This window comes from Stenotrophomonas sp. 3diitr2024 (assembly GCF_042136455.1).
Taxonomy (GTDB): domain Bacteria; phylum Pseudomonadota; class Gammaproteobacteria; order Xanthomonadales; family Xanthomonadaceae; genus Stenotrophomonas; species Stenotrophomonas sepilia.
Genome location: NZ_JBHHMJ010000216.1, coordinates 1 through 463, shown reverse-complemented (window position 1 = coordinate 463; position 463 = coordinate 1). Strand labels below are relative to the sequence as shown.

Below are 463 nucleotides of genomic sequence, written 5' to 3'. Positions count from 1 at the left end.
CTCATCGGCGCGCAGGCAGACGCCTTGACTGATCTGGCCAGGCACGGCGATCACGGCGGGAATGTCCGCCTCGAGCATCTCCGCGCCGGCAATGCGATGGCCTTCATCGAAACCCTTGTCGATGACGATACGCCGTACGTGCAGCAGAGCGTGGGCGCGGTGGTGCGGTTGTATTTCGCCTCGCAGCTGGCCTCCGGCGAGCTGGTGCTGGATCTGCTGTTCCAGGCGCGCCAGCGTACTGCCGACCTGGTAGACCGCAGCCTGCGCGGTGTTCAGCGCGTCGGCGGCCTCTTCGCGCCGCGCGCGCGAGGTCTCGATGCGCGCCTCGGCATCACGCCATTGTTGGCGTCACGCTCGCTCCAGTCCTTCAGCTTGACGAACGCCATGCCGGCGTTCTGGCCCATGCTGGCGAAGCTGAAGCCCTGCACGGAGAACACCGAATCCACCGCATCCTTCTCGTTCT

The 463-nt window shown here is 66.1% G+C and carries 2 pseudogenes; both read right to left on the bottom strand.

Going from position 1 to position 463, the window contains the following annotated elements:
• A pseudogene (locus ABGA94_RS04990) lies at positions 1-102 on the bottom strand (AraC family transcriptional regulator); the annotation flags it as partial.
• 224 nt (positions 103-326) lie between these two features.
• Positions 327-463, bottom strand: a pseudogene (locus tag ABGA94_RS04985) (efflux RND transporter permease subunit); the annotation flags it as partial.